This is a genomic window from Paraburkholderia sp. RCC_158 (genome assembly GCF_041355255.1).
GTDB classification, from domain to species: domain Bacteria; phylum Pseudomonadota; class Gammaproteobacteria; order Burkholderiales; family Burkholderiaceae; genus Paraburkholderia; species Paraburkholderia graminis.
This window is the reverse complement of the sequence record NZ_JBFUPM010000018.1, coordinates 13177-39499: the sequence shown is the minus strand read 5'-3', so window position 1 is coordinate 39499 and position 26323 is coordinate 13177. Positions and strand designations below refer to the sequence as shown.

23 protein-coding genes are annotated in these 26323 nt (G+C 63.2%); 13 read left to right on the top strand and 10 right to left on the bottom strand.

Features of this window, described 5'->3' with window-relative positions; translation table 11 throughout:
• Positions 1-83 precede the first annotated feature (83 nt).
• From AB6809_RS27125 to AB6809_RS27110, 4 genes are all read right to left on the bottom strand, one after another.
• The gene (locus tag AB6809_RS27125) at positions 84-1565 is read right to left on the bottom strand and encodes a deoxyribodipyrimidine photo-lyase (protein WP_029971439.1); all 1482 of its coding nucleotides are present in this window, start codon (positions 1563-1565) and stop codon (positions 84-86) included.
• Between the two features lie 18 nt (positions 1566-1583).
• On the bottom strand, positions 1584-2393 hold the full coding sequence (locus AB6809_RS27120; protein ID WP_029971440.1) for a BPSS1780 family membrane protein: 810 nt from the start codon (positions 2391-2393) through the stop codon (positions 1584-1586).
• On the bottom strand, positions 2384-3379 hold the full coding sequence (locus AB6809_RS27115; protein WP_029971441.1) for a homoserine kinase: 996 nt from the start codon (positions 3377-3379) through the stop codon (positions 2384-2386). Before AB6809_RS27115 ends, AB6809_RS27120 begins: the two co-directional genes overlap by 10 nt.
• A gap of 254 nt (positions 3380-3633) precedes the next feature.
• Entirely contained in the window at positions 3634-4029 is a 396-nt protein-coding gene (locus AB6809_RS27110; protein WP_006047640.1) for a hypothetical protein, read from the bottom strand.
• Positions 4030-4228: 199 nt separating this feature from the next.
• Between AB6809_RS27110 and AB6809_RS27105 the strand changes: the two genes are divergently transcribed.
• Positions 4229-5755: an AMP nucleosidase gene (locus tag AB6809_RS27105; protein ID WP_006047641.1), complete on the top strand. Its 1527-nt coding sequence runs from the start codon at positions 4229-4231 to the stop codon at positions 5753-5755.
• Positions 5756-5828: 73 nt separating this feature from the next.
• Here the strand turns inward: AB6809_RS27105 and AB6809_RS27100 are convergent, their stop codons facing one another.
• Entirely contained in the window at positions 5829-6356 is a 528-nt protein-coding gene (locus AB6809_RS27100; protein WP_006047642.1) for a chromate transporter, read from the bottom strand.
• A complete protein-coding gene (locus tag AB6809_RS27095) occupies positions 6353-6922 on the bottom strand; it encodes a chromate transporter (protein ID WP_029971442.1) in 570 nt (189 codons plus the stop codon). Before AB6809_RS27095 ends, AB6809_RS27100 begins: the two co-directional genes overlap by 4 nt.
• Before the next feature lie 97 nt (positions 6923-7019).
• Between AB6809_RS27095 and AB6809_RS27090 the strand changes: the two genes are divergently transcribed.
• A complete protein-coding gene (locus AB6809_RS27090; RefSeq protein ID WP_029971443.1) occupies positions 7020-7934 on the top strand; it encodes a transcriptional regulator GcvA in 915 nt (304 codons plus the stop codon).
• A gap of 86 nt (positions 7935-8020) precedes the next feature.
• Here the strand turns inward: AB6809_RS27090 and AB6809_RS27085 are convergent, their stop codons facing one another.
• Positions 8021-8764, bottom strand: a complete 744-nt coding sequence (locus tag AB6809_RS27085; RefSeq protein ID WP_013342013.1) for a TIGR00730 family Rossman fold protein — start codon at positions 8762-8764, stop codon at positions 8021-8023.
• Position 8765: 1 nt separating this feature from the next.
• Here AB6809_RS27085 and polA point away from each other — a divergent pair, with 1 nt between their 5' ends.
• The 3 genes from polA (at position 8766) to AB6809_RS27070 (ending at position 14003) form a co-directional block, all read left to right on the top strand.
• Positions 8766-11507: a DNA polymerase I gene (gene polA / locus AB6809_RS27080; protein WP_029971444.1), complete on the top strand. Its 2742-nt coding sequence runs from the start codon at positions 8766-8768 to the stop codon at positions 11505-11507.
• A 155-nt stretch (positions 11508-11662) separates the two neighbouring features.
• Positions 11663-13009 (top strand): NAD(P)/FAD-dependent oxidoreductase, encoded by a 1347-nt coding sequence (locus tag AB6809_RS27075; RefSeq protein WP_006047647.1) that lies wholly within the window; start codon positions 11663-11665, stop codon positions 13007-13009.
• A 121-nt stretch (positions 13010-13130) separates the two neighbouring features.
• A complete protein-coding gene (locus AB6809_RS27070) occupies positions 13131-14003 on the top strand; it encodes a dienelactone hydrolase family protein (RefSeq protein ID WP_006047648.1) in 873 nt (290 codons plus the stop codon).
• 111 nt (positions 14004-14114) lie between these two features.
• On the opposite strand, the gene AB6809_RS27065 is transcribed toward AB6809_RS27070, so the two are convergent.
• On the bottom strand, positions 14115-14984 hold the full coding sequence (locus AB6809_RS27065; RefSeq protein ID WP_006047649.1) for a sulfurtransferase: 870 nt from the start codon (positions 14982-14984) through the stop codon (positions 14115-14117).
• A 163-nt stretch (positions 14985-15147) separates the two neighbouring features.
• A complete protein-coding gene (locus AB6809_RS27060; RefSeq protein WP_029971445.1) occupies positions 15148-16254 on the bottom strand; it encodes an aromatic ring-hydroxylating dioxygenase subunit alpha in 1107 nt (368 codons plus the stop codon).
• A gap of 288 nt (positions 16255-16542) precedes the next feature.
• Here AB6809_RS27060 and AB6809_RS27055 point away from each other — a divergent pair, with 288 nt between their 5' ends.
• The 4 genes from AB6809_RS27055 (at position 16543) to folE2 (ending at position 20842) form a co-directional block, all read left to right on the top strand.
• Complete coding sequence (locus AB6809_RS27055) at positions 16543-16851, top strand: exodeoxyribonuclease VII small subunit (RefSeq protein WP_006047652.1); 309 nt, start codon at positions 16543-16545, stop codon at positions 16849-16851.
• Positions 16848-17729 carry a polyprenyl synthetase family protein gene (locus tag AB6809_RS27050; RefSeq protein WP_029971446.1) on the top strand — a complete coding sequence of 294 codons (882 nt, stop codon included), beginning with the start codon at positions 16848-16850 and terminating at the stop codon, positions 17727-17729. Before AB6809_RS27055 ends, AB6809_RS27050 begins: the two co-directional genes overlap by 4 nt.
• 84 nt (positions 17730-17813) lie before the next feature.
• Complete coding sequence (gene dxs / locus AB6809_RS27045) at positions 17814-19721, top strand: 1-deoxy-D-xylulose-5-phosphate synthase (protein WP_006047654.1); 1908 nt, start codon at positions 17814-17816, stop codon at positions 19719-19721.
• A gap of 314 nt (positions 19722-20035) precedes the next feature.
• Positions 20036-20842 (top strand): GTP cyclohydrolase FolE2, encoded by an 807-nt coding sequence (gene folE2 / locus AB6809_RS27040; protein WP_029971447.1) that lies wholly within the window; start codon positions 20036-20038, stop codon positions 20840-20842.
• A gap of 111 nt (positions 20843-20953) precedes the next feature.
• Here folE2 and tsaD read toward each other — a convergent pair whose 3' ends face one another.
• Complete coding sequence (gene tsaD / locus AB6809_RS27035) at positions 20954-21982, bottom strand: tRNA (adenosine(37)-N6)-threonylcarbamoyltransferase complex transferase subunit TsaD (protein ID WP_029971448.1); 1029 nt, start codon at positions 21980-21982, stop codon at positions 20954-20956.
• 112 nt (positions 21983-22094) lie between these two features.
• Between tsaD and AB6809_RS27030 the strand changes: the two genes are divergently transcribed.
• From AB6809_RS27030 to dnaG, 4 genes are all read left to right on the top strand, one after another.
• Complete coding sequence (locus tag AB6809_RS27030) at positions 22095-23312, top strand: NAD(P)/FAD-dependent oxidoreductase (protein ID WP_029971449.1); 1218 nt, start codon at positions 22095-22097, stop codon at positions 23310-23312.
• Positions 23313-23380: 68 nt separating this feature from the next.
• The gene (gene rpsU, locus AB6809_RS27025; RefSeq protein WP_006047658.1) at positions 23381-23593 is read left to right on the top strand and encodes a 30S ribosomal protein S21; all 213 of its coding nucleotides are present in this window, start codon (positions 23381-23383) and stop codon (positions 23591-23593) included.
• Between the two features lie 249 nt (positions 23594-23842).
• Positions 23843-24289, top strand: coding sequence for a GatB/YqeY domain-containing protein (locus AB6809_RS27020; protein WP_029971450.1), 447 nt, complete (start codon positions 23843-23845; stop codon positions 24287-24289).
• Between the two features lie 100 nt (positions 24290-24389).
• Positions 24390-26264, top strand: a complete 1875-nt coding sequence (gene dnaG / locus AB6809_RS27015) for a DNA primase (protein WP_029971451.1) — start codon at positions 24390-24392, stop codon at positions 26262-26264.
• Positions 26265-26323: the final 59 nt, after the last annotated feature.

Below are 26323 nucleotides of genomic sequence, written 5' to 3'. Positions count from 1 at the left end.
TTCAAGCTTTTGAGCTTTCGAACTCAATTAAGCCGAAGCGAGCCATCCTCCGGCTGCATCGTTAGTTTCATTTGAGCGTGTGCTCACTTGCCGAACCGGGCCAGCGTCCGCGCCCTTGCTTGCGCGTGATCCACGATCGGCGCCGGGTAATCTTCGCCCAGCACCACGCCGAACGCCGCCAGTTTTTGCGCGCCAGCCAACCACGGCGCATGAACCCATTTGGCCGGCAACTTCGCGAGTTGTGGCAAATAGCGCTTGATGAACCGCCCGTCGGCATCGAATTTCTCCGACTGCGTAATCGGATTGAAGATGCGGAAATAGGGCTGAGCATCGCATCCCGTCGACGCCGCCCATTGCCAGCCGCCGTTATTCGCTGCCAAGTCGTAGTCGTTCAATTGGTCGGCGAAATAGCGTTCGCCGCGCCGCCAGTCGATACCCAGATCCTTGACCAGAAAACTCGCCGTCACCATGCGCAGGCGATTGTGCATATAGCCGGTGCGGTTCAGTTGCAGCATCGCCGCGTCGATCAGCGGATAGCCCGTGCGGCCTTCGCACCATGCGGCGAACGCGGCATCCGCTGCCGGGCCTTGCTCCCAGCGCAGTGCGTCATATTCCTGCTTGAACGATGCGCCGCCCGCAAGCCTCGGGTGATGCGACAGGATCATGAAGTAAAAATCCCGCCAGATGAGTTCCGACAACCACGTCGCCGCTCCCAGGCCATCCGGCTGCAGCGATATCTCGTGAGCGAGTCGCGCGAGCGTGCGGATCGACACCGTGCCGAAGCGCAGATGCACCGACAAGTAGCTCGGCCCCCTGGCCGCCGGAAAATCGCGCCGCTCGGCGTAGCCGGCGATTCGCGTCACGAAGTCGTCAAGCAGACGCTGTGCGCCGCTCATGCCCGTAGGCAAGTCCAGTTCCGCGAGGTTGCCCGGCGCGAAGCCGAGTTGCTCGAGCGTCGGTAACTGCCTGTTCAGTTGCGGCGGCAGCGCGGCGAGGTGATTCGCGTAAGTTTCGACCGGATACGGCTTCAGATAGAAGCTCGTCAACTGCTTGAGCCAGGCATTTTTGTATGGCGTGAACACCGTGAACGGCTTGTTCTGGCCGGTCAGCAATTCCGCGCGCTCGAAGATCACCTGGTCCTTGAACGTCAGGCACGCGCGGCCTGCTTCGGCGAGCCGCTCGCGCACGGTCTCGTCTCGCTCGATCGCGGCGGGTTCGTAATCGTGGTTCGCCAACACCGCGTCGACGCGAAGCTCGTCGGCCAGTTTCGGCACGAGATTCGCCGGATCGCCGTATAACACGATGAGGCCGCCGCCTTGCGCGCGCAGCGCGTCGTCCAGTTCGCGCAGCGACGCAAGAATGAACTCGACGCGCCGGTCTTGCGCCGGCGCACGCGGATGGCGCGCCTGCCATGTGTCGATGAGCGGTTGCAGGATCGTCGTATCGAACACGAACACGCACCAGACGCGCTCGCAATGTTTGAGCGCGTGGTACAGCGCGGCGTGGTCGGTGGTGCGCAGGTCGCGGCGGAACCAGACCAGCGCGGTATCGAAAGTGTCGTTCACGACGGACGCGCGGCGCCCTCAGGTCGCCGGTGTGCTCGGCAGATCGGGCGTCTGCGGCGCCTGTACGCCGTAGCAGCCGCGATAGGTCGCGTAGAACGAGCAATACAGCATGGTCGTGACGATCATCGTGGCCGGCATGAGCACGGCGAACGCGAAGTCGCCGGCGCCGAGTGCCTGCATCAGCACTGACAAGCCGAGCGATACGGTTGTCGCCACCGCGAACCACAGCGCGCCGAACACGACAAACGCGCCGCGGTTGCGCCAGCAACTGACGAGGCTGAAGAACATCGCCTTGATGGGCGGCACGTCATGCCAGGCAGCAAGAATCGGCGAGAACCAGAAAAGCATGGCCACCGGAATGTAGAACGCGAAGGCCGTGACCACGGCCAGCGGCATATTGCTGTTGGCCATCGCCTCGGGGTCCATTGCGCCGGCCGCGCCGAGCATCACCTTGAGCAGCATGCCGCCGTCGGCGAGCGCCGAGCCCGCCAGCACCAGCGCCATCGCGATCACATAGAACACGCCGAGCACGATCAGCCGGCGCGCGACCACCGAGCCATAGGAACGGAAGCCGTCCGCGAGAATCGTCGGGAACACCGGCTTGCCGGCGATCGTGTTGCGGCACGCGGCCATGAAGCCGACCGCGACGCCGGGAATGAACGCGAGCGGCAAAACGCTGCCGATCATCGGAATTTGCGCGACGAGCGTCATCACCAGCAGATAGGTGAAGAAGAGCGTCAGGAACGCGAGCGGATTCTTGCGGAACAGCCAGATGCCTTGCCGGAACCACACATAGCCGGTTTTCGCGGGGACTTCGATCAGTTGCATGAGGTATGGATGCCAGGAAGTGCGACGCCGGACAGGCGCTCGCGCAGAATGCGCTCGAAATGGCCGGGATCGTGCGGCTTGAGCAACTCGGCCGCGCGCGGCAAATAAAAATCATACAGGCGCGACACCCAGAAACGGTACGCGCCTGCCCGCAGCATGTCGCCCCAATGACGGTTTTCCTCGACGGTGAAAGGACGCACGGTCTGATACGCGCGCAGCATCGCCTCGGTACGCGCGTGATCGAGCTTGCCGGTGGCGAGGTCCACGCACCAGTCGTTCACCGTCACCGCGACGTCGAACAGCCACTTGTCGCAGCCGGCGAAGTAAAAATCGAAGAAGCCGCCGAGCCGCACTTCGTGGCCGGTGTCGGGCGCGGCGTGCGCGAACATCGCGTTGTCGCGGAACAGATCGGCGTGGCACGGGCCTTCGGGCAGCGCGGCGTAATCGGCGGATGCGAAGAACGCTTCCTGATACGCGAGTTCCGACGACAGCAGTTCACGCTGCTCGCCTTCGAGAAACGGCACGATGGTCGGCACGGTTTCCTTCCACCACGGCAGGCTGCGCAGATTCGGCTGATAGCCGCTGTAATCGCGCCCGGCGAGATGCATGCGCGCCAGCATCTGGCCGACTTCGATGCAGTGTTCGACGCCCGGCGCGAGCTCGGGCGCACCTTCCAGTTTCGTCACGATCGCCGCGGGCTTGCCGTGCAGCATGCCGAACAGCGAGCCGTCCTCGCGCGGCATCGGGTCCGGCACGGGTACGCGGTGCGCCGCCAGATGGCGCATCAGGTTCAGATAGAACGGCAACTGCCCGGCCGTGAGCTTTTCAAAAATGGTGAGGACGTATTCGCCGCGCGTCGTCGTCAGAAAAAAATTGCTGTTCTCGATGCCGGATGTGATGCCGCGAAATTCGACGACGTCGCCGAGATCGTAATGGCGCATCCATTCTGCAAGTTGGGATTCGGTGACAGCGGTGAAGACAGCCATGCGGGGAACGTCGGATCAGGTTGGTCGGGCTGGCGCGGTGCGGCCAGCAACATACGTGCGGTGGTCAAGGCAGTGGCGAACGCGCGAACAGCGGGTCCGCAAACGGCAGCGGGATTCACGGCAACAGCGGCATCGAAACGGTTACAGCGGCTAAAGCAGCGGAAGCCGCACAAGCGGTCAGGCGGCCAACTTCGCGGCGCCATATCCGCGCGCGCGTTGGCAAAAGCGGGGCGGAGCCACTGCCCCGCGATTCATCAGTACCTCAGATTCACCGACGGCAAGCGCGTGCTCGCGCGACCGTTGTCGCGCACGGATGGCGACGTGTCGAGCGGCGCGCTCATCTGATAGCGCGTGCCGAGGTTCGAATGCACATTGATTTCGACCGGCTTGCCCTTGTCGCGGTATTCGGTGATTTCGGTGCCGTTCGCGCTGCGCTCGTAAAAGCTCGGCGTGCGCGGGACGTTGATCTCGACCTTCGAACTGACCTCGGCGGCCGGCCGGTTAATCTTGTCAAGGTCGGGCAGACCGGCGCGTTCGTTGGCGGACTGCGGTGCGCCCGGAGGCGGCGTGGCGTCGACAGGCTGAGCAGCCATCGCGGCGTTGCCAAAGGCAAGGGCCAGTGCAACGGCGACGGGAAGGAGCGGCTTCATGGTGATTCTCCGGAAGGGTGCCCCGATTCTAGCAAATCCAGACCTCTGCCACGGGCGCGATCCCTTATTTTGCGCCGCTTTCGCGCGACGCGTCCGCGATTGCGCGAACGCCGCGACGGCGCATGTCGACGAGCGGCGCAGTCATTTGGCGATCACGGGTTCCGTGGTAATGTCGTCTCATCAATCGAGGCGAACGAAGATGAACAACGATACCAATCAACGCGCGGTGCAAACTCCCGCGAACAGCTTCCCGACCGAATCCTTCGACGACGCTGCCGAAGCTGTCACCCGCCTGTCGGCGATTTACGAAGCGAACACCTCCTTTTTGCGCGACGCCTTTGCGCGCTATCGCCGCAACGAACTGTTCGAGCGGCGGGTGCGCGCATGCTATCCGTTCGTGCGCGTCTGCACCGAAGTGAACACGCATATCGATTCGCGCCGCTCGTATGGGTTCGTCGCGGGGCCTGGCGTGTTCGAGACCACGGTGACGCGGCCCGATCTGTTCGGCAACTACTACCGCGAGCAATTGCGGCTGCTGGCGAAGAACCATCATGTGAAGATCGAAGTCGGCGTATCCGATCAGCCGATTCCGATTCACTTCGCGTTCGCCGAAGGCATTCACCTCGAGGGCGATCTCGATCGCGAGCGTCTGTTCCTGATGCGCGACGTGTTCGACACGCCGGACCTCGCGCTGCTCGACGACCGCATCGTCAACGGCACGTATGAGCCGTTGGCTGGCGATCCGCATCCGCTCGCGCTCTTCACGGCGGCGCGCGTCGATTTCTCGCTGCATCGGCTGAAGCATTACACGGCGACTTCGCCCACGCATTGCCAGAACTACGTGCTGTACACGAACTATCAGTTTTATATCGACGAGTTCGTCAAGCTGGGCCGCACGATGATGGCCCATACCGACGACGAGGAACTGCGCGCCTATCGCAGCGAATACACGTCGTTTGTCGAACCGGGCGATGTGGTCATGTACAACGAGAATCTCGGCGAGCAGGCGCAGGAAGGCACGGCGCCGCCGCGTCTGCCGCAGATGCCCGCGTATCACCTGAAGCGCGCGGACGGCAGCGGCATCACGATGATCAACATCGGCGTGGGGCCGTCGAACGCGAAGACCATCACCGATCACATCGCCGTGCTGCGCCCGCATGCGTGGATCATGCTTGGTCACTGCGCGGGTCTGCGCAATACGCAGCGTCTGGGCGACTATGTGCTCGCGCACGGTTATGTGCGCGAAGACCATGTACTCGACGCCGATTTGCCGCTGTGGGTGCCGATTCCGGCGCTCGCCGAAGTGCAGGTCGCGCTCGAGCGCGCGGTCGCGCAGGTCACGCAACTCGACGGTGTGGAACTCAAGCGCGTGATGCGCACGGGCACGGTCGCGAGTGTGGACAACCGTAATTGGGAGTTGCGCGATCATCGTGAGCCGGTGCAACGGCTGTCGCAAAGCCGCGCGATTGCATTGGATATGGAGAGCGCGACGATCGCCGCGAACGGGTTCCGTTTCCGTGTGCCTTACGGGACCTTGCTATGCGTGTCCGATAAACCGCTGCACGGTGAACTCAAACTGCCCGGCATGGCGGACCAGTTTTATCGCGCGCAGGTCGATCAGCATCTGCAAATCGGCGTGAAGGCGATGGAGCTTTTGCGCGAGAACGGGCTGCATCGTTTGCATAGCCGCAAGCTGCGCAGTTTCGCGGAAGTGGCGTTTCAGTAACGCGGCGTTTTCGGGAGCGCGCAGTGGTTTTCGCTGCGCGCTTCTGCGTTTGCAACCGCGACCGCAACCCGCCTTACTGCCCGAAGCCCGTAAGCCCGATCAAGCTCCCGGCGGCCAGCAGCCACAGCGGATGAATGCGCGTCTTCAACGCGACCGCCGCGGTCAACGCGGTAATCGCCCATGCGATCGCCGTCGAATCCGACGCTTGCGCAATCAGCGCCGCGCTCGCCGCGACGATGCCGGCCGTCACCGGCACGAGTCCGACTTGCGCGTAACGCCGCCACGGGCGGTCCTTGAAACGGTCCCACGCGTGCAGCGCGAATATCGTCACGATCGACGACGGCCCGAACTTCGCAATCGACGTGACCAGCATGCCCGGCCAACCGGCCACGTGCCATCCGATCAACGTGACGATCATCAGGTTCGGCCCCGGCGCGGCTTGCGCGAGCGCGAACAGCGCGCTGAATTCGCTGGCCGGCATCCAGTGATGCACCTCGACCACCTGACGCTGCATCTCCGGAAGAATGGTGTTCCCGCCGCCGAATGCGAGCAGCGAAAGCTGGCTGAAAATGATCGCGAGGGAAATCAGCGTGTCGTTCATTGCGCGTTCCTCGATGCGACGTAGATGCTGAGCGGCGTCAGCACCAGCATGGTGGGCAAGAGCGGCAGCCGCATGATCGCAATCGCGATGAAGCCGAGCGCGGCGATCAGCGCGGCCATCGGTTTATTGCGCAACGGCAGCACGATCTTTATCGCCATCGAAATCAGGAGGCCCGCCGCGGCAGCCGCAAGCCCCGCGAACAGATGGCGCACATGCGGGTCGTCTTGCGTGCGTTCGTACAGCACGCCCAGACCGATCACGACCAGCGACGGCCCAGCGATCAACCCAAGCAATCCGGCAAGCGCGCCCGCAATTCCGCGAAAGCGCATGCCGACGGCGACCGAAAGGTTGATCACATTGCCGCCTGGCAGGAACTGGCAGAGTCCGAGCAGATCGGTGAAGTCTTCGGTGCTCAACCAGCGGCGCTGCTCGACGAGTGCGCGGCGCGCGAGCGGCAACGCGCCGCCGAATGAGATCAGGCCGAGGCCGAGAAAGCCGCTAAAAATTTCCCGCACGGTGGGCTTCGGGCCCGTGGCGGAATCGAGTGAGGTGAGGTTGTGGTCCATGGCGCTTCGCTTCCAGTTCAAGCTCAGAAGGTTAGCGCCGAACCGCCGCGCCACAAAACGATTTTTGGGCCGCGCCTTGTGATCTACAATCACAAGCATGGCTCGCAATCTTCCTCCTTTCCCTGCGCTGCGCGCCTTTGAAGCTGCGGCGCGTCACGAAAGCTTCAGCGCCGCCGCGAACGAGCTGCATGTGACTCACGGTGCAATCAGCCGGCAGGTCGCCGCGTTCGAGTCCTGGCTCGGCGTGCAGGTGTTCCAGCGTCACGGCAAGCGTGTGCGGCTGACGGCCGACGGCCGCCGCTATCTGTCGACGGTGCAAGCCGCGTTCGACAGCATCGCGCACGCCACCGACCAGTTGCGTGACACCGGCGTCGTGCATGTGCTGCGCGTGAATGCGCTGCCGACATTCGCGATGAAGTGGCTGCTGCCGCGCCTGCATCAGTTCCAGCGCAAGGTGCCGAACGCCGAACTGCGGCTCGCAACGTCGAATGCGCCCGTCGAGACATTGGACAGTTTCGACGTCGCCGTGCGGCGCGGTCCCGCGCATTGGCCGAACTGCGTGAGCGGCCATTTTCTCGGCGAGAGCGAGCTGCCCGTGTGCAGTCCCGCGTTGCTGCAGCGCTCGCCGATCCGAATCGCGGACGATCTCGCGCGGCATGTGCTGCTGCATTCGGACACGCGGCCCGATGCGTGGAGCAACTGGTTATCGGCGGCGGGCGTGACGGCCAAGTGCCGCAAAAAGCAATCGTTCGATCACTTCTATCTGGCGTTGCAGGCCGCGGTGGATGGGCTCGGCGTGGCGCTCGGCCCATTGCCGCTGCTCGCCGACGAACTCGCGTCGGGCCGGCTCGTCGTGCCGCTCGGCGGACCGCGGATCGACGCGCGCGGCTATTGGTGGGTCGCACGCAGGGAAGTTGCAAATGCGCCGCTCGTCGCGCAATTCTGCGAATGGTTGCAGGCGCAAGGAGATCAGACCGACGAGATGCAAATGCAGGTGCAGGCGCAGACGTAGGCCGTTAAACATTAAACATGAAGCACAAACGCAAAACGGGCAGCACAAAGGCTGCCCGTTTTGTTTAAAGCTCGCGCGTGCGTACGTTACAGATAGAACATCCGGTCTTCTTCCGACTTTGTCGGCTGCGGCTCGGCGCCTTCGCGATCTTCGTAGAACTTCAGCACCGCTTCGAGCACCTGGTCCGGATCGTCGATTACCTGCATCAGGTCGATGTCGGTCGGATTGATGAGACCCATTGGCGTGAGCGAATTCTTGAACCACGCAAGCAGTCCTTCCCAGAACTCGGCGCCCACCAGAATGATCGGCACGTGGCGCGACTTCTTGGTTTGAATGAGCGTGAGCACTTCGGCGAGTTCGTCGAGCGTGCCGAAACCGCCGGGCATCACGATCACTGCGTCGGAGTTCTTGACGAACGTGACCTTGCGCGTGAAGAAGTGACGAAAGCGCAGCGAGATGTCTTGCCACTGATTGCCCGATTGCTCGTGCGGCAACTCGATGTTGAGGCCAACCGACGGCGCCTTGCCTGCATGCGCGCCTTTATTCGCGGCTTCCATGATGCCGGGGCCGCCGCCGGAGATCACGGCGAAGCCTGCATCCGACAGCTTGCGCGCGATTTGCGTGGCGAGTTTGTAATACGGCGAGTTCGGTTTCAGGCGCGCTGAACCATAGATGCTGACAGCCGGGCGAATCTCCGAGAGGTACTCGGTCGCCTCAATAAACTCTGCCATAATCGTGAACATCTGCCACGATGCGCGGGCCTTTTTTGCCGTTGCGCGCTCTTGATCTGCGAGTGATCGCAGACTCGGAATCACTTTTCTCTTAGTCATAATGCCTGAAGAACGAAGCCTTGAAGGTAAGACCCTGCTATTGGTCGACGGTTCGAGTTATCTGTACCGGGCCTACCATGCGATGCCTGATCTGCGCGGGCCCGACGGTGGTCCCACGGGTGCGCTCTACGGGATGATCAACATGCTGCGGCGCATGCGCAAGGAAGTCACAGCAGAGTATAGCGCGTGCGTGTTCGACGCCAAGGGCAAAACGTTTCGCGACGACTGGTATCCCGACTATAAGGCGAATCGTCCCTCCATGCCCGACGATCTGTCGCGGCAAATCGAGCCGATTCACGTGGCCGTGCGCGCGCTCGGCTGGCCGCTTCTGATGATCGACGGCGTGGAAGCCGACGACGTGATCGGCACGCTTTCCACCGAGGCGGAAAAGCGCGGCATGAACGTGATCGTGTCGACTGGTGACAAGGATCTGGCGCAGCTCGTGTCGGATCATGTCACCCTCATCAATACGATGACCAACGAAAAGCTCGACCGTGCCGGCGTGCTCGCCAAATTCGGCGTGCCGCCGGAGCGCATTGTCGACTACCTGTCGTTGATCGGCGATACCGTCGACAACGTGCCGGGCGTCGAGAAATGCGGGCCGAAAACCGCGCTCAAATGGCTGACGCAATATGAGTCGCTGGATGGCATCGTCGCACATGCGGACGAGATCAAAGGTGCGGTAGGAGACAATCTGCGACGCGCGCTCGACTTTCTGCCGATGGCGCGCAAGCTCGTCACCGTCGAACGCAATTGCGATCTGACCGAACATATCGCGTCGATCGAGGAAAATTTGCAGAGCCGCCCGGAATCGCGGGAGGAATTGCGCGACGTGTTCACGCGCCACGGCTTCAAGACCTGGCTGCGCGAGGTGGAAATTGCCGACGCGGTCGAAGGTCCGGAAACCGACGTGCCGCCGGCGCTCACCGTCGATCACGAACGGCACTACGAAACCGTGCAGACGTGGGAGCAATTCGACGCGTGGCTGCAAAAGATCAACACAGCGGAGATCACTTCGTTCGATACCGAAACCACGTCGCTCGATCCGATGGTCGCGCAAATCGTGGGCCTGTCGTTCTCGGTTGAGGCAGGTCATGCCGCTTATGTGCCGGTCGCGCATCGCGGCCCGGATGCGCCGGTGCAACTGCCGCGCGATGAAGTGCTCGCGAAGCTCAAGCCGTGGCTCGAAAGCGCGGAGCATAAGAAAGTCGGTCAGCATCTGAAGTACGACGAACAGGTGCTCGCCAATTACGGCATTGAAATGCGCGGCGTCGAACACGACACGCTGCTGCAATCGTACGTGCTGGAATCGCATCGTCCGCACGATATGGACAACCTCGCGCTGCGCCATCTCGGCATCAAGACGATCAAGTATGAAGACGTCGCGGGCAAGGGCGCGCAGCAAATCGGTTTCGACGAAGTCGCGCTCGACAAGGCCGCCGAATACGCAGCCGAAGACGCCGACATCACGTTGCGTTTGCATCAAACGCTGTATCCGCAGCTCGCGGCGGAAGAGACGCTCGAGCATGTGTATCGCGACATCGAAGTGCCCACGTCGCGAGTATTGCGCAAGATGGAGCGCAGCGGCGTTTTGATCGACGCGGAAAAGTTGCGTCAGCAAAGCAGCGAAATTGCAACGCGGCTTATCCAGTTGGAGAGCGAGGCATATGTGCTCGCCGGCGGCGAATTCAACCTCGGCTCGCCGAAGCAGATTGGCCAGATCTTCTTCGAACGACTCGAGTTACCGGTCGTGAAGAAAACGCCGAGCGGCGCGCCTTCGACGGACGAAGAAGTGCTGCAAAAGCTCGCCGAAGATTATCCGCTGCCCAAGATTCTGCTCGAACATCGCGGCTTGTCGAAGCTGAAGTCCACGTACACCGACAAGCTGCCGCGCATGGTCAACGCAAGCACGGGCCGCGTGCACACGAACTATGCGCAGGCCGTCGCGGTCACCGGGCGTCTGGCGTCGAACGATCCGAACCTGCAGAACATTCCCGTACGCACCGGCGAGGGCCGACGCATTCGCGAAGCCTTCATTGCGCCGCCGGGACACAAGCTCGTTTCCGCGGATTACTCGCAAATCGAACTGCGCATCATGGCGCACATTTCCGGCGACGAATCGTTGCTACGCGCCTTCTCGGAAGGTGAAGACATTCACCGCGCGACCGCAGCGGAAATTTTCAGCGTGACGCCGCTCGAAGTGTCGAACGATCAGCGGCGCGTGGCGAAGGTCATCAACTTCGGACTGATCTACGGCATGAGTTCGTTCGGCCTCGCGTCGAATCTCGGCATTACGCGCGATGCCGCCAAGCTTTATATCGACCGCTATTTCGCACGTTATCCGGGCGTCGCGCGTTATATGGACGAGACGCGCTTGAGCGCGAAAGCCAAGGGTTATGTCGAGACCGTTTTCGGCCGACGGCTGTGGCTGCCGGAAATCAACGGCGGCAACGGTCCGCGCCGTCAGGCCGCCGAGCGCGCGGCGATTAACGCGCCGATGCAAGGCACGGCCGCCGACCTCATCAAGCTCTCGATGATCGCGGTGCAGAAGTGGATCGAAGAATCGAACATCGGCACGCGCATGATCATGCAGGTGCACGACGAACTGATCCTCGAAGTACCCGACGAAGAACTGTCCGACGTGCGCAAGCGTCTGCCGGAGTTGATGTGCGGCGTCGCCGCGCTGAAAGTGCCGCTGGTCGCGGAAGTCGGCGCGGGGCTCAACTGGGAGGAAGCGCATTGACGCAGGTGTGACGGCGCGCAATAGCGTCGTTTGCATGTCACACATGCAAATTGGCAGCTTGTGACAACCCGTGCGGCTCACGGACAATCGGTAAGAACGCGTGCCCGCGGCGCGCGATTACGACGCACAACCCATCGGCAAATACGGAGAGTTCAATGCATCGTTTTATCGTCGTTGGCGGAGGCGCAGGAGGACTCGAGCTGGCAACTCGCCTGGGCGATCGCTATGGTCACAACAACAAGGCGGGCACGCGTGCGCAGGTCACGCTCGTCGACCGTAACCCGACGCATATCTGGAAGCCGCTGTTGCATGAAGTGGCGGCCGGCAGCATGGACCCGTTCACGCAGGAACTCGAATATGCGGCGCAAGCGCGCTGGCATGGCTTCGAGTTTCAGCAGGGCGAGCTGACGGGACTCGATCGCGCGAACAAGCGCCTCACGCTCGGCACCGTACTCGACGACGACGGCGCCGAGCTGCTGCCCGTGCGCCAGCTCGAGTACGACACGCTGATCATCGCGATCGGCAGCACGACCGCATTCTTCGGCGTGAAAGGCGCGCCGGAATTCTCCCTTGCACTCGACACCGTCAGCCAGGCCGAGCGCTTTCGCAAGCGCTTGATCGCGGCTTGCATGCGGGCCGAGCATCAGGCGCATGAACCGGTGGAGTCGGGACCGGGCACGTCGCCTTCAACCGAGCCGCGCATTCAGGTGGCGATTGTCGGCGGCGGCGCGACCGGCGTCGAACTGTCGGCGGAATTGCGCAATACGGCGCAGGTCTTGTCGGCGTACGGTCTGCATAAGCTCGATCCGCGGCATGACGTGGGCATTGTATTGATCGAAGCGGGGCCGCGCATTTTGCCGGCCTTGCAGGAACGCGTGTCGACGGCAACGGCCGAATTGCTCACCAAGCTCGGCGTCAGGCTGATGACGAGCGAAACGGTGGCCGAGGTCGCGCCCGGCATCATCCGCACGGCGAGCGGCAAAACCGTGCGCGCCGATCTGACCGTGTGGGCGGCGGGCATCAGGGCGCCGGCTATTCTGAGCCAGCTCGACGGCCTGCCCGTCAACCGTCTTGGTCAACTCAACGTGCGCCGCACGCTGCAAACCGAAATCGACGACAACGTGTTCGCGCTCGGCGATTGCGCGGCGTGTCCGTGGCCGGGCAACGAGAAGAACGTGCCGCCGCGCGCGCAGGCCGCGCATCAGCAGGCGAGCTTTCTGTTGAAGGCGCTGGCGGCGCGGCTCGAGAACCGGCCGCTGCCCGAGTTCACGTATCGCGACTTCGGCTCGCTCGTGTCGCTCGGGCACTTCAGCGCGGTCGGCAATCTGATGGGCGGGGTGATCGGCGGCAATATGCTGATTGAAGGGCTGTTCGCGCGCTTCATGTACATGTCGCTGTACCGGCTGCATATCGCCGCGCTGCACGGCTATGCGCGCATGGTGCTCGACACGTTCGCGCACTGGCTGCGGCGCACCACGTTGCCGCGGGTCAAGCTGCACTGACTGCGCGGCATGTCGCTGTCCGCACGTTCGCGCGTGGTTGCGTGTTCGCATGTTCGGATCTGCAACGGGACACGCGTGAGGCGTATCCTGTTGCCTCCACCGTTCAACGAGGAGCGCCCGCATGCTGAACCCCGATGTCGACAGCCTCGCCCCGCACGTTCCCTTCAATCGACGCACCTTCATCAAGGCCGCACTCGGCACCGGCTTCGCGGCTGCGGTGTTGCCGGTGTCGGCGCAAACCATCCATACCGATAGCGAAGGTCTCGAGGCCGGCGAAATTGCCGTGCGCTCGGGCGGCACGCTGGTGCCCGCCTATCGCGCGCAGCCGAAGGGCAAGACGCATCTGCCGGTGATCATCGTGATTCACGAGGCGTTCGGCGTGCATGAGCATATCGCCGACGTTTGCCGGCGCTTCGCCAAACTCGGCTATCTGGCCATTGCGCCGGATCTGTTTGTCCGCGAAGGCGATCCGATGGCGCTGCCGACCATTGCGCAGATCAGTCAGCAGATCCTCAGCAAAGTGCCGGACGACCAGGCGCTGGCCGATCTCGACGCGACCGTTGCGTGGGCCGGCGAGCACGGCGGCGATCTGAAGCGCCTCGGTGTGACGGGCTTTTGCTGGGGCGGCCGCATGGCCTGGCTGTATGCCGAGCACGAGCCGCGGCTGAAGGCGGCGGTCGCGTGGTATGGGCGCGTAGCCGGCGATCACACGGCCACCAACCCGGCGAATCCGCTCGACCGCGTGGCCGATCTTCACGCGCCGGTGCTCGGTCTTTACGGCTTGCAGGATCAGAGCATTCCGCAGGAATCGCTCGAGCAGATGAAGCAGGCGATCGCGCAAGGGCCGAACGTCGCGCGCGGTTCGCAGTTCGTTGTCTACGACGATGCGGGGCACGCGTTCTTCGCGGATTACCGGCCGAGCTACAAGAAGGCCGATGCCGAAGACGGCTGGCGCCGCGCGCTCACTTGGTTCAAGCAGCACGGCGTGGCTTGACGGGCGATTCGGAGTGTTTGGAGGCGGGTGCGTTTGCTGAATGAAAAAAGGCCGTTGCCGCTTATAAGCGGCAACGGCCTTTCGTCTTTCAGACTTAATCTTCGCGCGGCCTCAAGGCTTCGGCCCGGTCGCGACGGGCCGCTTCGCGTCCGAACTCCATTCGCTCCAGGAACCCGCGTAGAGCGCGGCGCCATGCAGGCCGGCCACTTCCATTGCAAGCGCATTGACGCACGCTGTCACGCCCGAGCCGCACTGCAGGACGACGTGTTCAGGCGGCGTGTCGCCGAGCAATACGTGGAACTCGTCGCGCAGCGTGTGAGCCGGCTTGAAGCGGCCGTCGGCGGTGAGGTTGTCCTTGAAGAAGCGATTGAGCGCGCCGGGAATATGGCCGCCTACGCGATCCAGCGTCTCGTTCTCGCCGCGATAGCGGTCGGCCGCGCGGGCGTCGACCACCACGCGTTCCTTCGAGCCGAGATTGCGCTCGATCATGTGCGCGTCGACGGTAACGGAAAGCGGCGCGCCGGCCTTGAAGTCGCCGGTGTTTTGCGGCGGCACGTCTTGCGTGAGCGGCTGGCCCGCGGCTTCCCACGCCTGCAATCCGCCGTCGAGCAGCGCGACGGCGTCGTGGCCGAGCCAGCGCAGCAGCCACCACGCGCGTGCGGCGTACATGCCGCCTTGCGCGTCATACGCGACAACTTGCTGGCCTTGCTTCAGGCCGCGCGATTCCAGCGTTTCGACGAGCCGCTCGCGATCCGGCAACGGATGGCGTCCATTGGTGCCGGTCTTCGGCCCCGACAGGTCGCGGTCGAGATGCAGATAATGCGCGCCCGGCAGATGTCCGGCGAGATACGCCTTTTCGCCGGCTTCGGGATCGGCCAGATCGAACCGGCAGTCGATGACGAACACGCTGCCCGGTGCCTCGGCGAGCCGTTCCGCGAGATTGGTCGCGGAGATCAAAGTGGTGTAGTGAGTGTGGGGCATGACGTCTCCTCGATGCGGGCGATGGCGGCTCCCTTGCCGGCGGCCTCATGACGCGACCGGATGGCTGGGCTACATCGTTAGTCTAAACAAAAAAAGACGGGCCGAAGCCCGTCTTTCCATGCGTTCGTGCAAACGCGAATGAGGCGATGCGTGAGCGCCGATTCTAGATCGTGCCCAGTTCGCGCCGCAGGAACTCGTGGAAGTGCTGCATGCCGTCTTCCATCGGGCTCTGGTATGGACCAACCTGCGACTCGCCGCGTTCCATGAGTGCCCGGCGGCCCGCGTCCATGCGTTCGGCGATCTCGTCGTCTTCACGCGCCGTTTCCATATACGCGGCGCGCTCGGCTTCGACGAACTCACGCTCGAACAACGCGATTTCCTCAGGGTAATAGAACTCGACCACGTTGGTGGTTTTCTGCGGACCGCGCGGAATCAGCCATGACACGACCAGTACGTGCGGATACCACTCGATCATGATGCCGGGGTAGTACACCATCCAGATCGCGCCGAACTCGGGCGGATTGCCGCCGCGAAAACGCAGGACTTCGTCGTGCCATTTGCGGTACGTCGGACTGCCCGGCTGCTCGAGGCCTTTGTGGACGCCCACCGTTTGCACGCTGTACCACTCGCCGAATTCCCACGCGAGGTCGTCGCAATTGACGAAGCTGCCAAGGCCCGGATGGAACGGCGCAACGTGATAGTCCTCCAGATAGACCTCGATGAAGGTCTTCCAGTTGTAGTTGCACTCGTGCACTTCGACGTGATCGAACATGAAGCCCGAGAAGTCGAAGTGTTGTCTGGTGCCGAGGTTGGACAGATCGCGCGCGACGTCGCGGCCTTGTGCTTCGAACAGCAGCCCTTGCCAGTTCTGCAGCGGCGTGGCGCCGAGATTCAGACAGGGGTTGTCCGCAAAATGCGGAGCGCCGAGAAGCTGGCCGTTGAGGTCGTATGTCCAGCGATGCAGGGGACAGACGATATTCTCCGCGTGGCCGCGGCCGTTGAGCATGATGGCCTGCCGGTGGCGGCACACGTTCGACAGAAGTTCGACTTGCGACTGCTGGTTACGAACGAGCACGCGCCCCTCGCTTTCGCTGGGCAAGGCAAAATAATTCCCCACTTCCGGCACCATGAGCTCGTGCCCGACGTAACGGGGACCTTTCCTGAAAAGGGTTTCGATTTCGCGCGTTAGAAGCGCTTCGTCAAAGTAAGCCGTGACTGGCAGTTGGCTGTGAACAGACCGCAACTGCAATGCATTGCTCAGATTGGACATTCCCACTCCCGATGAAGACGTGAAAGCAGTGAACAACCCAACCATCGAAGATTCGATTTAGGGAGCCCGAGATTATACCTGTTTCCCCCTCCTTGGGACAGTTAAGTCACTGATTTGGGTCAAAAATGTCGGGAAAGTTCGGCCTTTTCGGCACAGACCGATCGATTTTTTTCTGCGAGACTGACAGGGCGGCCACCGGCGAACACGCAGCCCGAAGGTGGGCTGAGAGATCGGATTTATCGCTTTTGCCGTAGAATGTCCGACTTGTTTTAATTTTTGCGACTATTCATGGCGAAGACCGCGTCGAACGATACCGCTGCCGCGCCAGCCGAGGGCGTCGACAACACGCCGCTGCCCGAGAATTACGAGGCGGCGCAGGCGGAGCTGGAGGGCCTGGTTGCACGCATGGAAAGCGGCAATCTGAGCCTCGAAGAGTCGCTGTCCGCGTATCGGCGCGGCGCGGCTCTGGTGGCGTTTTGCCAGCAGCAGCTCGAGAAGGTCGAGCAGCAGGTACGGGTGCTCGACGGCGAGACGCTCAAGCCACTGCCCGTGAATACAGCAGGAACAGCCGCTACTGAAAGCGGGGACGACCTATGACATTCGAACAATGGACTCGCTCGGTGGTCGAGCGCGTCGAAGCGGCACTCGAACACTACTTGCCGGCTGAAACAACGGAGCCTGCAAAGCTTCACGAAGCGATGCGCTACGCGGTGCTCGGCGGCGGCAAGCGGGTCCGCCCGTTGCTGTGCCATGCGGCGGGCGAACTCACCGGCGCGCGCGCCGAGTGTCTCGATGCGGCGGCAGCGGCGCTTGAAATGATCCACGTGTATTCGCTCGTGCACGATGACATGCCCTGCATGGACGACGACGCACTGCGTCGCGGCAAGCCCACGGTACACGTCAAATATGACGAAGCCACGGCACTGCTGGTTGGCGACGCGCTGCAGTCGCAGGCGTTCGTTTCGTTGACGTCCGATGTGCTGGCGCCGCAGCAACAGGCGGCGCTCGTGCGCGAACTGGCTCTCGCGAGCGGTTCGATCGGCATGTGCGGCGGTCAGGCCATCGACCTCGCGAGCGTCGGTCATACGCTGACGCGCGCGCAGCTCGAAACCATGCACCGCATGAAGACCGGCGCGTTGCTGCGCGCCGCGGTGCGCATGGGCGCGCTGGCCGGCGAGGCACCCGACGCAAACGCGATGCGTTCGCTCGACGCTTATTCGGCCGCGGTCGGTCTCGCGTTTCAGGTCGTCGACGATATTCTCGACGTCACGACCGATTCCGCGACGCTCGGCAAGACAGCAGGCAAGGACGCGAAGGACGGCAAGCCGACCTACGTGTCGATTATTGGGCTCGACGCATCGCGTTCGCTCGCCGCGCAGTTGCGCAGCGACGCGCACGCCGCGCTGGCGCCGTTCGGCGCACGCGCGCAGCGTCTTGCCGAATTGGCCGACCTGGTGGTGAACCGGGTTAGCTGAACGCGAAAGCCCGCCGCCGCGCGCCGTCCCACAAGGTGCGTGTATGAAGTGCGGGCGCGTAAGTTTTCCTACAATGGAACGACGATGTACGACTTGCTGAAAACCATCGACGACCCGGCCGCCCTGCGCCGCCTCGATCGCCGTCAATTGCAACCGCTTGCCGACGAGTTGCGCGCTTTTGTGCTCGACAGCGTGTCGCAGACGGGCGGCCATCTCTCGTCCAATCTCGGCACGGTCGAGTTGACCATTGCTCTGCACTATGTGTTCGACACACCGCACGACCGCATCGTGTGGGACGTCGGCCATCAGACGTATCCGCACAAGATCCTGACGGGCCGCCGCGAACGGATGCACACGCTGCGCCAGTTGGGCGGCATCTCCGGCTTCCCGAAGCGCGACGAATCCGAGTACGACACGTTCGGCACCGCGCATTCGAGCACGTCGATTTCCGCGGCGCTCGGCATGGCCATCGCGAGCAAGCTGCAGGGCGACAACCGCATGGGCATCGCCGTGATCGGCGACGGCGCCATGACGGCGGGCATGGCCTTCGAAGCCATGAACAACGCGGGCGTGGAAGACGACGTGCCGCTGCTCGTGATCCTGAACGACAACGACATGTCGATTTCGCCGCCGGTCGGCGCGCTCAATCGCCATCTCGCGCGGCTTATGTCCGGACGCTTCTACGCTGCGGCGCGCGCGGGCGTCGAGCGCGTATTGCGCGTCGCTCCGCCCATGCTCGATCTGGCGCGCAAGCTTGAAGAGCACGCGAAGGGCATGATCGTGCCGGCTACGCTGTTCGAGGAATTCGGCTTTAACTACATCGGCCCGATCGACGGCCATGATCTCGATTCGCTGATCCCCACGCTGCAAAACATCAAGGAACTGCGCGGTCCGCAATTCCTGCACGTGGTGACGAAGAAGGGCCAGGGCTACAAGCTGGCCGAGGCCGATCCGGTGCTGTACCACGGCCCCGGCAAGTTCAATCCGGCCGAGGGCATCAAGCCGGCCTCCGCGCCGTCGAAGAAAACCTACACGCAGGTGTTCGGCGAATGGCTGTGCGACGCCGCCGAACTCGACGCGCGCGTCGTCGGCATCACGCCGGCCATGCGCGAAGGCTCGGGCATGGTCGAGTTCGAGAAGCGCTTCCCGGATCGCTATTTCGACGTCGGCATCGCCGAGCAGCACGCGGTCACGTTCGCCGGTGGCCTCGCCGCCGACGGCATGAAGCCGGTCGTCGCGATCTATTCGACGTTCCTGCAGCGCGCTTACGACCAGTTGATCCACGACGTCGCGCTGCAGAATCTGCCGGTGGTGTTCGCCATCGACCGTGCGGGTCTGGTCGGCGCGGACGGTGCGACGCACGCGGGCGCCTACGACCTCGCGTTCATGCGCTGCATTCCGAACATGATGGTGATGGTTCCGTCGGACGAAAACGAAAGCCGCCAGATGCTGTACACGGCGCTGCAGCAGTCGTGCCCGACGGCGGTTCGCTATCCGCGCGGCGCCGGCACCGGCGTGGCGACGGTCAAGCAGATGGCCGCGCTCCCGGTCGGCAAGGGCGAAGTGCGTCGCGAAACCTCGCAACCGGCGGGCAAGCGCATTGCGATCCTCGCGTTCGGCACGATGGTCGCGCCGTCGCTCGCGGCTGCCGAGCAACTCGACGCCACGGTGGCGAACATGCGTTTCGTGAAGCCGCTCGACGCCGACCTCGTGCGTCAACTGGCGGAAACGCACGACGCCATCGTCACAGTCGAAGAAGGCTGCGTGATGGGCGGCGCGGGCTCGGCGTGCGTCGAAGCCCTGCTCGAGAGCGGGGTTATGCGTCCGGTACTACAATTGGGCCTTCCCGACCGCTTCATCGATCACGGCGATCCGGCCAAGCTGCTCGCCGCGTGCGGACTGGACGCCGCGGGCATCGCGAAGTCGATTCGCGAACGCTTCCTGTCGAGCGGCGCAGTCGGCGCGCAATCGTCGGTTAAGCGGGTTGCTTGAGCGGGGGCTTAGGCTGGTCGATCGCATCTGTTGACCAGTCAGGCTAGCCGCTCGCTCAACGCGCCGGCCGCCACGATGCGCCATCTCTAACTTGAGTCGATGGGCGTGTGCCCATCATCGAACGCCGGCAGGGGCCGGCGTTTGCCGTTGCGGTTTTTGCTTCGCGCGGCCGCTGACGACTCCCAGACCTGTCGCTTCGCGAACGCCTCAAAGGGGCGATTCTTCATCCACGAAGACTTGCTTCAAGGAGCGGAGATTTTCTGCGAAGTTGAACACAGGGTGGCGGGTCAGCGTCTTCCTGAAAGGACAAGAACATGAATCAGATGAATCCCGCCTTTGTGATGCCCGATGTGCAAAGCACGCCGGATACCCGCCAGATTCCGATTCAGCGGGTTGGCGTCAAGGCGGTGCGCCATCCGTTGACCGTGCGCACACAAAGCGGTGACGCGCAGCCGACGGTCGGCACCTGGAACCTCGACGTCCATTTGCCCGCCGATCAGAAGGGTACGCACATGTCGCGCTTCGTCGCGTTGCTCGAGGAGAACAAGGCGCCGCTCGAACCGGCGACGTTCCGCACGATGCTTGCTGCGATGCTCCAAAAGCTCGAGGCCGAGGCGGGCCGCATCGAGGTGTCGTTTCCTTACTTCGTGAACAAGACCGCGCCGGTGTCGGGCGTGCAAAGCCTGCTCGATTACGAAGTGACGCTGACCGGCGACACGCGCAACGGCGAAACCCGCCTGTTCCTGAAGGTGCTCGTGCCCGTCACAAGCCTCTGCCCGTGCTCGAAGAAGATCTCGCAGTACGGCGCGCACAACCAGCGCTCGCACGTCACGATCAACGCGGAACTGGCAGGCGAGGTCGCGGTGGAAGACCTGATCCGTATCGCCGAAGAAGAAGCGTCGTGCGAACTGTGGGGCTTGCTCAAGCGCCCGGACGAGAAGTTCGTCACTGAGCGCGCGTACGAGAACCCGAAGTTCGTCGAAGACCTGGTGCGCGACGTCGCGCAACGTCTGAACGCGGACGAGCGGATCGTCGCTTATGTGCTCGAGGCCGAGAACTTTGAGTCGATCCACAATCACAGCGCGTATGCGGTGATCGAACGCGATAAGCGAGTGGTTTAACGCCGACTGATAGCCGGCAATGACTGAATGAAAAGGCCGCTTGCTGAAGCGGCTTTTTTGTCGGCATTTACACGGGATGCGTCGGGCGCTACGTGAAAATCTGACTCACGTTCAGCGCGCGAGCGAGCTCAAATCCCAGCGCGGCTTCACGGTAAACGCGTAGTCCTTGCCCGACTGATCCGGCCAGCGCTGCAGCCGCAACGCACCGGCGAGCGCGATCATTGCACCGTTGTCCGTGCACAGCGACAAGTCCGGGTAATGCACATAGAAGTTGCGCTTTTGCGCCGCCGCCGAGAGCGCTTCGCGCAACTGCCGGTTCGCGCCCACGCCGCCCGCCACGACGAGGCGGTTTAACTTCGTGCGCTTGAGCGCGGCGATCGACTTGGTTGCCAGCACATCGACGGCTGCGTCGACGAAACCGCGCGCCAGGTCCGCTTTCGCCTGCTCGCAGATGTTCGCGCCGCCGAGCTTTTTCGCGTGCGTGAGCACAGCCGTTTTCAGACCGCTGAAACTGAAGTCAAGGTCGCCGGAATGCAGCATCGGACGAGGCAGCACGACCGCGCCCGGCGTGCCGAATTCGGCCATGCGCGAAACTTCCGGGCCGCCTGGGTAGCCGAGGCCGAGCAGCTTGGCGGTTTTGTCGAAGGCTTCGCCGGCGGCGTCGTCGAGCGTCTCGCCAAGGGTTTCGTACACGCCCACGTCCGTCACGCGCATCAGTTGCGTGTGGCCGCCCGACACCAGCAATGCGACAAACGGAAACGGCGGCGGCTCGTCGACGAGCAGCGGCGACAGCAAATGCCCTTCCAGATGATGAATACCGATGGTCGGCTTGTCCCACGCCATCGCCAGCGAATTGGCGACGCTCGCGCCCACCAGCAGCGCGCCCGCGAGCCCCGGCCCTTGCGTGTAGGCGATCGCGTCGATGTCGCCGCGTGCCGCGCCCGCACGTTCCATCACCTCTTCGAGCAAGGGCAGCGCACGCCGGATATGATCGCGCGACGCGAGTTCAGGCACCACGCCGCCATACTCGCGATGCATCGCGATCTGCGAATGCAGCGCATGCGCGAGCAGGCCGCGCTCGGTGTCGTAGAGCGCGAGGCCGGTTTCGTCGCAGGAGCTTTCGATGCCGAGAACGAGCATGTCTGGTGGGGCTGAAACGGGCGCTTGAGAGCGTCCGCAACGCAGAGAAGTAAGCCTGAAAGTATAGCAGCGCGGGCAAGCCGCCGCCGGCCCGCAGGTACAATGCGGCCCCATGGAATCCTTTGATATCGCAGTGATCGGCGCGGGCGCGGCCGGCATGATGTGCGCGGCCGTGGCCGGGCAACTGGGCCGCCGCGTGGTGCTGATCGATCACTCGCAGCGTCTCGCGGAAAAAATCCGCATCTCGGGTGGCGGCCGCTGCAACTTCACGAATCTGTACGCGGGCCCGGTCAATTATCTATCGGCGAATCCGCATTTTTGCCGCTCCGCGCTCGCACGCTACACGCCGCGCGATTTCATGGCGTTGCTCAAGCGCCATCACGTGACGTGGCATGAGAAGCACAAGGGCCAGTTGTTCTGCAACGAGTCGAGCGACGCGGTTATCAACGTGCTCAAAAGCGAGTGCGACGCGGGGCACGTCGCCTGGCGCACGCCGCTGTCCGTCGAACATGTGAGGCAGGACGCCGAAGGCCGCTTCACGCTGGACACGAACGCGGGTCCGATTGCGGCGCGCGCGCTCGTCGTCGCGACGGGCGGGCTGTCGATTCCGAAAATCGGCGCCACGGATTTCGCTTATCGTCTGGCGAAGCAATTCGGCCACAAGCTGATCGATACGCGCCCCGCGCTCGTTCCGCTGACTTTTGCCGCCGCCGACTGGGAGCCGTTTTCGGCGCTGTCGGGCGTGTCGCTGGAAGTGCGGATCGCGACGGGGAACAAGAAGACGGGCGCCGAATTCGAAGAGGATTTGCTGCTCACGCACCGCGGGCTTTCCGGCCCTGGCGTGCTGCAGATTTCGAGCTACTGGCAGCCGGGCGAGCCGATCCACATCGATCTGCTGCCGAACCAGGATGCGGCTGCCGCGTTGCTCGAAGCGAAGACCGGGACCCGCCGCCAGATCGCGAATCTGTTGTCGGAATGGGTGCCGCAGCGGCTCGCCCACGTGTGGCTCGACACCCATCAGATTCCCGCCGAGGCGCGTGTGGCCGATCTGCCGGACAAGGCGCTGCGGCGCATTGGCGAGGCGCTGTCGCGCTGGACGCTCACGCCCAACGGCACCGAAGGCTACCGGAAGGCCGAAGTGACGCGCGGCGGCGTCGACACCCGCGACCTTTCGTCGACGACGATGATGAGCGCCCGCGCGCCGGGCCTGTACTTCATCGGCGAGGCGGTGGACGTCACGGGCTGGCTCGGCGGCTACAATTTTCAGTGGGCCTGGGCGTCGGGCGTGGCGGCCGGCCAGGCTGCCGCCGAGTACGCCCGGGGGGCTTGACGGCGCAGTGGCTTTGTGTAAAAGCTCTGCTATACTCCTGAACCTTTACAAAGTTCCGTTATTGAAAAATGACGACCATCCGCGTAAAAGACAACGAGCCGTTTGAAGTCGCCATGCGCCGTTTTAAGCGCACCATGGAGAAAAGCGGGTTGCTGACGGAACTGCGGGCGCGCGAGTTTTACGAAAAGCCTACGGCTGAGCGCAAACGCAAGAAGGCCGCCGCGGTGAAGCGTCATTTCAAGCGTCTGCGCAGCCAGATGCTGCCAAAGAAGTTCTACTGATTCTGGTGTTGCCGCTGTTGCAGTCCAACGGAACAACGACAACGAACCGGTGACGGCGCAACCAGTGCCGTCACGGAAAACACGGTCTCTTCGGACCAGCCAGCAGGGTCGCATCCACTACGCACAATTGCGTCAACCCGCTTGAGGAAGCAGTCCCAAGCGGGCGTTTGTGTTCATGCGCTGCTTATGCGTGCTTGTGCGTATGTCCGACGCGGCCGGTTCTCAATTTTCAACGCATTCAGGTGAGTGATGAGCCTCAAAGACCGGATCAACGACGATATGAAAACCGCCATGCGGGCACGTGAGACCGAGCGTCTTGGCACGATCCGGCTGCTGCTCGCCGCGATCAAGCAACGCGAAGTCGACGAGCGTGTAACGCTGGACGACGCCGCGGTGACCGCTGTCATCGACAAGATGATCAAGCAGCGCAAGGACTCGATCAGCCAGTTCGAAGGCGCGGGCCGCACGGATCTCGCCGACAAGGAAAAGGCGGAGTTGGCCGTTCTTTCGGCATACATGCCCGAGCAGATGTCCGAGGCGGAAATCGTCGCCGAGGTGCAGGCTGCCGTCGCGCAAACCGGCGCCGCCGGTCCGCAGGACATGGGCAAGGTAATGGGCGTGCTGAAGCCGAAGCTCGCGGGCCGTGCCGACATGACGGCGGTGTCGGCGCAGGTCAAAGCCGCGCTCGCGAAGTAAGGCGAAAGCGCGGGCTGTGTGTGGTTCGCGTGCCCGCGGTTGAGCGTGGCGCGCGCCGCATCGGGTGTTTCAGGCAGTCATTCAGGCAGCGTCATCTACCTTGATTCCTCCGTCATTCCTGCAGGATCTGCTCAACCGCGTCGATATCGTCGACGTGGTGGGCCGGTACGTGCAGTTGAAGAAGGGCGGCGCGAACTTCATGGGGCTTTGCCCGTTTCACAACGAGAAAAGCCCGTCGTTCACCGTTAGTCCGACGAAGCAGTTCTATCACTGCTTCGGCTGCGGCGCCCACGGCACCGCGATCGGTTTCCTGATGGAACACGTCGGCGCCTCGTTTCCCGAAGCCGTCAACGAACTTGCGCAATCCGTCGGCCTGACAGTGCCGAACGAGCCTTCGCCCGGCTACGGAGGCGCAGGCGGCTCGGGCGGCGGCTATTCGCCGGCCGCTTCCAAAGCAGTCACCACCGCGCTTTCCGACGTCATGCAGACCGCCTGCGATTACTACCGCAAGCAACTGCGCGGCGCGCCGGTCGCCATCCAATACCTGAAGAAGCGCGGTTTGACCGGCGAGATCGCCGCGCGCTTTGGCCTCGGCTACGCGCCGGACGGCTGGCAGAACCTCGAAGCCGCGTTTCCGAACTATCGCGATGACTCGCTGGTCGAATCGGGTCTCGTGATCGTCAGCGAAAAATCGGACGCGCAGGGTCAGAACCGGCGCTACGACCGCTTTCGCGAGCGGATCATGTTCCCGATACGCAATGTGAAGGGACAGGTGATCGGCTTCGGCGGCCGCGTGCTGGACGGCGGTGAGCCGAAATATTTGAATTCTCCGGAAACGCCGCTATTTAACAAAGGCAGCGAGTTATACGGCCTCTTCGAGGCGCGTCTCGCGATTCGGGAACAGGGCTACGTGCTGGTCGTCGAAGGCTATATGGACGTGGTCGCGCTGGCTCAATTGGGGTTCCAGAACGCGGTCGCCACGCTCGGCACGGCTTGCACGCCGGTCCATGTGCAGAAGCTGATGCGCCAGACCGACACGGTCATTTTCAGTTTCGACGGCGACTCGGCTGGGCGGCGCGCCGCGCGTCGGGCTTTGGACGCCTGCTTGCCGCATGCGGCGGACAACCGGACCATCCGCTTCCTGTTTCTGCCCACGGAGCACGATCCGGACAGCTACGTGCGCGAATTCGGCACCGAGGCGTTCGCCGAGCAGGTCGAGCGTGCGATGCCGCTGTCACAGTTCATGCTGAACGAGGTACTCGCCGGCAAGGAACTGGATCAGCCCGAAGGCCGGGCGCGCGCGCTGTTCGACGCGAAGCCGCTGTTGCAGGCGCTGCCGGCCAATGCGTTGCGCGCGCAGATCATGCATATGTTCGCCGACCGGCTCGACGTGCCGTTCGACGAGGTGGCCGCGCTTTGTGAGGTCGATTCGCGCATCGCGGCGGCGGCGCGCCTCGCGCCGGCTCGCAAGGACCGGCGCAGCGTAACGGGCATCGAGGAAAAGACACTGCGCAATCTTGTGATGTATCCGCGCACGGTCGCGGTGCTCGACGAGGAGGCCGAACAGGCGCTGCTGACCGTCACGCGGCACGGCGAGCTATTCGAGGAAGTGACGACGCACGCGCGCGCACTCGGCGATTCGGCGGAGTTCCAGTTGCTCTCCGACCTATTGCGAAACGGTGCAAACGCCCCAACTTTCGAGGAAATCTTTCGCAAAATTCTGGACTATGATGAAAATGTCCGGGATTTGTTGCTGAAGGACCCGGAAGATGCGACCGTCATCGAGGAGCGGCGCGAGCAGGAACGGATCGTCGGAGAGGAATTGAAAGCGGCGATTCTGAAGATGCGTTACGACGCTTATTGCGATCGTCTCGAGCAGCTTTCGCGGCAATCCCGGCACACGCCGGAGGAGTTCGCGGAACTCGCGGAGCTTAATCGTAAGCGAGCTGACATGAAGCGCCAGCTCGGCTTGTAGGCGGAGCCGCAGAAGCCTGAGTGGTATAATAAAAGGTTTCCAGCGGTTTGTTTTTCAAG